This window comes from Polyangium sp. 15x6 (genome assembly GCF_029960785.1).
GTDB lineage: Bacteria > Myxococcota_A > Polyangia > Polyangiales > Polyangiaceae > Polyangium.
Map to the genome: position 1 here is coordinate 1 of NZ_JASBQE010000203.1, position 6,739 is coordinate 6,739.

Annotated in this window: 3 protein-coding genes and 1 pseudogene; 2 read left to right on the forward strand and 2 right to left on the reverse strand. The window is 70.6% G+C overall.

Features of this window, described 5'->3' with window-relative positions; all coding sequences use genetic code 11:
• Positions 1-175: 175 nt before the first annotated feature.
• Positions 176-1,600: a serine/threonine-protein kinase gene (locus tag QHF83_RS52550; protein ID WP_282425741.1), complete on the reverse strand. Its 1,425-nt coding sequence runs from the start codon at positions 1,598-1,600 to the stop codon at positions 176-178.
• Positions 1,597-4,167: a hypothetical protein gene (locus QHF83_RS52555; protein WP_282425742.1), complete on the reverse strand. Its 2,571-nt coding sequence runs from the start codon at positions 4,165-4,167 to the stop codon at positions 1,597-1,599. The genes QHF83_RS52550 and QHF83_RS52555 overlap by 4 nt, the downstream gene beginning before the upstream one ends.
• Before the next feature lie 97 nt (positions 4,168-4,264).
• Here QHF83_RS52555 and QHF83_RS52560 point away from each other — a divergent pair, with 97 nt between their 5' ends.
• Positions 4,265-5,740: a multicopper oxidase family protein gene (locus QHF83_RS52560; RefSeq protein WP_282425743.1), complete on the forward strand. Its 1,476-nt coding sequence runs from the start codon at positions 4,265-4,267 to the stop codon at positions 5,738-5,740.
• Between the two features lie 499 nt (positions 5,741-6,239).
• Positions 6,240-6,739: pseudogene (locus tag QHF83_RS52565) on the forward strand (hypothetical protein); the annotation flags it as partial.

Consider the following 6,739-nt stretch of genomic DNA (forward strand, 5'->3'; position numbering starts at 1 on the left):
GGTTTTGACTGGCAAGCCCGTCGCTGGTCTTGCCACGGCCTGTTCGATGAACTGCGCATCGCGCAGTTCATCGACCCCGGGTCCAGCGCTTGCGCTGGTCCGGGTCCAGGGGTGGACAACCCCTGGTCGGGGTCCGGGGTGAAACCCCGGCGCGACGCTGCTGCCGAGCCCCCTCTCAGTACCCGTAGTCCGTGACGACCTTCTTCGTCACGCTCTTCTTCGTGGACGACCCTTGCATCGGCCCGGCGGGCGTGATGCTCGACGTCACGGGTTTGGCCCCGGCGTCGGCCGAGGACGCGGCGGAGGCGCTCGGCGGAGGTGCGGGCGTGGCCACGGGGGCTGAGGGCGCAGGCGCGGCCTTCTCGGGCTCGGGTGTGGGCGCGGCGGCGGCGCTCGGCGGCGGCTCGGGCGCCACGGATCTGCTGTGCAGGAGCGTGTACGCGGCGCCGGCCGACACCACGACCACGGCTGCGAGGCCCAGCGCGACGAACCCTCCCTTGCGTTTGCCCGCGGGCACTGAGGCGCGCTCGCTCTGCGCCCAGGTTTGCCGCGTCAGCGAGATGCTGTTCGGCGACGACCCCGGGTCGGAGGGGCTGCTCGTCGGACTTGCGACGGCGGCCGCGCCGAGCGGCGTCGAGACCGGCGGAGGCTCGGGCGTGAACATGCCGGAGAGAGGCGACGGCGGCAACGACAGCTCGGAGACCGAGGCGAGCGGCGAACGCTTGAGCTGCCCGGCCGCGCGTTTCTCCTCCCAGGCGACGAGCGCGGCGCGGAATTCGGCGGCGTTCTGGAAACGCGCGATCGGGTCGCGGTTCATGCCCTTGACCACGATGCCGCAGATCTCGTCGTCGAGCATCGGGCTCACGGACTTCGGGTGCGGCTGCGGCTCGAAGACGATCTTGAACATCAGCTCGGCGAACGTCTCCCCGCGGAACGGCACCTGGCCCGTGAGCATCTCGTAGAGCATCACGGTCACGCTGTAGAGATCGCTGCGCGCGTCGACCGAGCTCGCGGCGCGGGCCTGCTCGGGGCTCATGTAAAAGGGCGTGCCCATCACCACGCCCGTGCGCGTGTGCTGCTCGGCCTCGCCGGACATGCCCGCGAATTTCGAGATGCCGAAGTCGAGGATCTTCACCCAGTCGTCGTGCCCGGCTCGCTTCTTCTGGAGGAAGACGTTGTCGGGCTTGAGGTCGCGATGGATGATGCCTGCGACGTGCGCGGCCTCGAGGCCGTCGAGGATCTGCCGGAAGAGCTCGACGATCTTGTCGATCGAGATCCGCCCGCGCTTGGCGCGCTCCTTCAGCGTCTCGCCCTCGAGCAGCTCCATCACCATGAAACGATCGCCCGCCTCGGTGGTGCCCATGTCGAGCACCTCGACGATGTGATCGGAGCCGATCTGCCCGGCCGCCTGGGCCTCCCGTTCGAAGCGCACGAGCGCGTCGCCGTGCAGCTCCGTCGCCGCGCGCGAGAGCACCTTGATGGCGACCTGGCGCTTCACCCGCAGGTTCTCGGCGACGTACACGACGCCCATCCCGCCACGCCCGAGCATCCGGACGATGCGGTATTTCCCGTCGAGGATCGCGCCTTCTTCGAGCTTCATCGGGCTCCGCTGGCCGGGGCTATCCCGACCACGCACGTGCCCCCCGAGCAGACGTACCCGGTCACGCAATCCGCGGTCACTGCGCAGGTCGTCTTGCAGGACGTCGTGCCGCAGACGTAGGGACTACAGGACTTCGTGCCGCTGTCGACACACATGCCGGACCCGCTACACATGTCGGCCGTGCTCTCGACGCCGTTCGTGCAGCTCGCCGCGACGCACACCGTGCTCGACGCGTAGAGCTGGCACGCACCGGCGGCGCAGAAGCCGGTCGTGCCGCAGGTCGAGGCCGCCGCGGCGGCGCACTCGTTGTCCGGATCCGTGCCGGTCGTGATGCTGCCGCAGACGCCGCTCGAGCCGCCTTTTTTCGCCGCCGAGCACGCCTGGCAGAGGCCCGTGCACGCGGTCGCGCAGCAGACGCCGTCGACGCAGAAGCCGCTCGCGCACTCCTTCGCGGCGGCGCACGCCGAGCCCGTGTTCTTCTTCGCGAGGCAGCCTTGCGCCCCCGCGCAGTAGTGCGTCGAGACGCAGTCGGCGTCGGCCGCGCACGTGACCTTGCAGGCCGCCGTGGTGCAGGCGTAGGGCGAGCAGTTCGTCGTGCCGCCGTCGATGCACGCGCCCATGCCGTTGCACGTGTCGGCCTTCATGAGCGTCGAGCCCATGCACGACGCCGCGACGCACGCGGTGCCCGCGGGGTAGAGCTGACAGCTCCCCGTGCCGCTGCAGAAGCCGTTCGTCCCGCACGTCACCACGCTCTGCTCGCTGCACTCGTTATCCGGATCGGTGCCGACCAGGATCACGCCGCAGGTGCCGTCGGTCGTGCCGCTGCCCTTCTTCGCCTTCGAGCAAGCCTGGCAGAGGCCGGAGCAGGTCGTGTCGCAGCAGACGCCGTCGACGCAGAAGCCGCTCTGGCACTCGTTCGCCTGCGTGCAGGCCACGCCGAGGGGCTTCTTCGTGCCGCAGACGCCGTTCACGCAGGCGCTGCCCGCCGCGCAGTCGCTGTCGCCCACGCACGCCTGCTTGCAGCTCCCCGCGCCGCAGACGTAGGGCGCGCAGGCCTTCGTGCCGCCGTCGGCGCACGTACCCATGCCGTTGCACGTGTCGGCGTTCGTCTGCGTCCCGCCCGTGCAGCTCGACGCGGCGCAGACCGTACCCGCGGCGTAGAGCTGGCAGGCGCCCGCGCCGTTGCAGACGCCGTTCGTCCCGCACGAGGACGCGCTTTGCTCGAGGCACTCGCTGTCCGGATCGGTCCCGACCGCGATGGATCCGCAGACGCCGTTCGCGCCCGATCCCTTCTTCAACGTCGAGCACGCCTGGCAGGCGCCGCCGCAGGCCGCGTTGCAGCAGACGCCGTCGACGCAGAAGCCGCTCGCGCACTCGTTCGCGCCCCCGCAGCTCGCGCCCTGCATCTTCTTCGGCATGCACGCGCCCGCGGCGCAGTACTGGCCCGTCGCGCACTGGAGATCCATGCCGCACATCGAGGCGCAGACGTCGCCGCTGCACGCGTACGGCGCGCAGCTCGCCGTGCCCATGTCGACGCAGTTGCCCACGCCGTCGCAGGTATCGGGGTTCGTCTGCACGCCTGCCGCGCAGCCGCCCGCCGCGCAGATCGTGCCCGCCGCGTAGACGCGGCAGGCGCTCTGCCCGTCGCACGTGCCGTCGGTCCCGCACGATCCCGCGCCCTGATCGAGGCAATCGCCGTGGGGATCGGTGCCTTCGAGCGACGCCGCGCACGTCCCGTTCGCGCCGCCCGTGAGCGCCGCGCTGCACGCCTCGCACACGCCGTCGCAGGCCTTGTCGCAGCAGATGCCGTCCGCGCAGAAGCCGCTCTGGCACTGGTTCGACTTGTTCGTCTGGCATGCCTCGCCGACGGCCTTCTTGTCGAGGCATTCGCCGGTGGCGTTGTCGCAGTATTTTCCGGCCGCGCAGTCGCCGTCGTTGCCGCAGTCGCTCGCGCAGACGTTGCCCTTGCAGGCGTGCGGCGCGCAATCGACCGTGCCCGTGTCCACGCACGCCCCTTCGCCGTCACACGTCTTCGGGAGCGTTTTGGTTTGTCCTTCGCACGTCTGCGCCGCGCACTCGGTCCCGACCGCGTAGAGCGCGCACGCGCGGCTCCCGTCGCACGAGCCATTGCGCCCGCACGACGTCGCGCCGTCATCGGGGCACTCGCTCTCGGGATCGGTCCCCGCGAGCACGGGCGCGCACGTGCCGTTCGGCTGACCCGTGTGCGCCGCGCTGCACGCCTCGCACGTCCCGGTGCACGCGGCCTCGCAGCAGACGTTGTCCACGCAGAAGCCGGATCCACACGCGAGGCCGTCGCTGCATGGCTCGCCGATCGCGCCGCCGCCTTGCCCGCCGACGCCGCCGGCGCCGCCCTGCCCTGCCGCGCCGCCCTCGCCCGCATCGGGAGGCCCCTTGCCGTACGGCCGGTCAGGCGAGACGCACCCGTACGTGAGCAGCAGGACGGGCAGCAAAACGAGCACGATCGTCCACGCCCGCCCGCGTCGCGCGACGAGCGAGCGGCGCTTTGGGCGGGGCCCGAGGACCGGGCCGGAGACGTGGGCGGACATCCTGGGCATCCTACGAGCAGATGCCTTTCGCTCGCAAGACACGCCGATGCGCCGCGGCTTGCATTCGTGAGGGGCTCGGCGGATGCTCGCTCCCGCGATGTCGAAGCTCTCCCTCGCCGCGCCCCGGAAAACGCCTCTCCTCCGCCGCCGAGCGCCGCTCGTGCTCCTCGGCCTCCTCGGCCTCGCCGGGTGCGGCGGCCCGGAGGCCGGCGCGCAGCCCGAGGGCTGGGATTCCGAGGTCGCGATGCGCCCGCCGGTGGACAAGAACGCCGACCCTCGGATCCTCGAGATGGACCTCGAAGCGCGCGTCGAAGAGCTCGAGCTGCGCGCCGGCACGAAGACGCCCGCGTGGACCTACGGCGGCAGCATCCCGGGGCCGTTCCTCCGTGCGAACGTGGGCGATCGGCTGATCGTGCATTTCCGCAACGCGCTGCCCGAGCCGACGACGATCCACTGGCACGGGTTACGAATCCCGGCGGCGATGGACGGGGCGGCGGGGCACAGCCAGCCGGAAATCCAGCCGGGCGAGACGTTCACCTACGATTTCGTCCTGCCCGACGCGGGGTTGTACTGGTACCACCCGCACGTGCATTCGGCCGCGCAGCTCGGCTTCGGCCTCTACGGCGCGTTGCTCGTCGAAGACCCGGCCGAGCCCGCGGATCTGGGCGACGAGCTCGTCCTCGTGCTCTCGGACATCGCGATCAAAGACGACGGCGCGCTCCAGGATCCGGAGACGGGCCTCGAATTCGGCACGCTGTTCGGGCGCGAGGGGGATCTCTTGCTCGTGAATGGGAAGAAGAACCCGGTGATCCAGGCGCGGGCGGGCCGAAGGCAGCGCTGGCGGATCGTGAACGCCGCGAAGAGCCGGTATTTCCAGCTCGCGATGAAGGAGCACACCTTCACGCGTTTCGGCGGCGACGGCGGCTTCATGGAAAAACCCGTGGAGTCCGCGGCGATCGTGCTCACGCCGGGCGAGCGCGCCGACGTGATGATCGTGCCCCGCGGCGCGCCCGGCTCGACGCTCTCGGTGCGCTGGGTGCCTTACGATCGCGGCTACGGGACGACGTTCAATCGGCCCGAGGAGGAGGTGTTCCGGGTGCGCCTCTCGGACGAGGCCGAGGTCACGGAGACGCCGCGGCCGAAGACGGATCGCGTGATCACGCCGCTGGATCTCACGGGCGCCACGCCCATCGAGCTGGAGCTCACGCAAGGCGAGATCGACGGCAAGATGGTGATGGGCATCAACGGCGTGCCGTCGTGGGAGGCCGTGCCGATCCCGGCGATGGTCGGCGAGACGCAGGTGTGGACCGTGAAAAACACGATGGATTTCGCCCACCCGTTCCATTTGCACGGCTTCTTCTTCCAGCCGCTCGACGAGTCGCTCGCCCCCCTCCACCCGATGGAGTGGAAAGACACGGTCAACGTGCCCGTCGACGGGACGGGCCGTTTCGCCGTGCGATACGATGATCGGCCGGGGATGTGGATGTTCCATTGTCACATCCTCGATCACGCCGACGCCGGGATGATGGGCGTGCTCGATCTGCAAGGCGGCTCCGGGCATTCCAAGCACTGACGGGCGGGCCTCGGCGGCATCGTCGACGGCCTCCGCGACATCGTCGACGGCCTCGGCGACATCGTCGACCCCCTCCACGACTTCGTCGATCCCGACGACGACTTCGTCGACCCCGACGACAACTTCGTCGACCCCGACGACGACTTCGTCGAGGACCTCCACGACATCGTCGAGGACCTCCACGACATCGTCGACGCCCTCGGCTACCTCGTCGACCCCCTCCACGACTTCGTCGACCCCCTCCACGACTTCGTCGCCGCCCTCCACGACATCGTCGACCCCCGACGACGACATCGTCGACCCACGACGACGACTTCGTCGACCCACGACGACGACTTCGTCGACCCGCGACGATGACTTCATCAACGAAAACCGGGACATCTACCTGAGCCGCTGACCCGTCCAAGCGTGGTAAGCTCGACCTCGATGCGCGGACCTCTCTCCCCTCGGATGACGGGCGTGCTCGATCTGCAAAGCGGATCCGGCGCGGGTCTTTGAGATGCGCCGCGCGGGCATGTCGCTCCCGGAGCTCGCCGCGTTCGAGGCCGCGCGGGCGCAAGGCTTTTCCGAGGCCGCCATCGTCACGGCCCAGGGACTCGACCGGAACAAACTCCGGGCCGCGCTCGCCCGATGGAAAATCACGCTCGCCGGGGATGACGTTCTCCGCGCCACGTACGAGGTCGAGCTCGCACAGGCCGAGGATCGCCTCACGCGGCGCGTCCCCCCGCTCGACGAGAACCTCGAAGCCTGGGTGGCCTTCCTCGCCGCGTACGCCGCCCATCCCGCGCCCTTCGCGCTCCTCCGCGACCTCGGCCTCGCCCTGCCCGATCTCTCGCGCCTCGGCCGCCTCTGGGCGCGCCGCCTCGACGCCGCGCCCGCGCTCCGCGACCGCGCCGCGCGCCTCGCCGCCGAGGACCCTCCCCGCGCCTTGCCCGCCGTCCGGCCGGCCGAGCCCGTGCTCGTCCCCCCGAAGCTCGCGCCCCCCGCGCCCCCCGCCCG

Excerpts from the sequence above, each read along its gene's own strand:
- QHF83_RS52550 (WP_282425741.1), bottom strand. The coding sequence starts at position 1,600 with ATGAAGCTCGAAGAAGGCGCGATCCTCGACGGGAAATACCGCATCGTC.
- QHF83_RS52555 (WP_282425742.1), bottom strand. The coding sequence starts at position 4,167 with ATGTCCGCCCACGTCTCCGGCCCGGTCCTCGGGCCCCGCCCAAAGCGC.
- QHF83_RS52560 (WP_282425743.1), top strand. The coding sequence starts at position 4,265 with ATGTCGAAGCTCTCCCTCGCCGCGCCCCGGAAAACGCCTCTCCTCCGC.